We start from the raw sequence: 521 nt of genomic DNA, 5'->3' as shown, positions 1-521 counted from the left end.
CATTACACCTATCCCGGTCCCAAGACGCACAGTATCCCCTGCCCGCGCTCGGCTTAAGACCGAGCATTTCACAGGGGACTTACGCTGTCCTGCTACGCACACTTTAAGCCAAATAAACATGATCACCACTCTAAGAGCTGGTTTTACCGCGGCGGCTGGCACCAGTCTTGCCCTCTCATTATTCGCCAAGCTGTGAACACATGGTAAAAGGAAACCGTTGGGTCTCCACTCGGATTGGCCGGCTCACGCTTTCGCGCATTGGCCAGTTTTCGCGCCTGCTGCACCCCATAGGGCCTGGCCCGTTATCTCAGTGGCCATCTCCGGGCTACCGCTCTCACGGCCCGTACCGATCGTCGCCTTTGTGGTCCATGACACCACCAACTAGCATAATCGGACGCAGACTCATCCTTAGGCGCCGAAGCTTTTAGTGCTAAGCCATTCCAGAACAAAGCACTTATACAGAATTATGCCCAGTTTCCCGGGAGTATGCTGTACCTAAAGGTAGATTATCTACGCGTTAC

The 521-nt window shown here is 54.1% G+C and carries 1 rRNA gene; it reads right to left on the bottom strand.

Going from position 1 to position 521, the window contains the following annotated elements:
- Nucleotides 1-521, bottom strand: a 16S ribosomal RNA gene (locus LN415_10005); the annotation flags it as partial.

Source organism: Candidatus Thermoplasmatota archaeon (assembly GCA_022848865.1).
Classification (GTDB): Archaea; Thermoplasmatota; Thermoplasmata; order RBG-16-68-12; family JAGMCJ01; genus JAGMCJ01.
The sequence above is the reverse complement of the archived record's forward strand: the minus strand, read 5'-3'. Positions and strand labels throughout refer to the sequence as shown.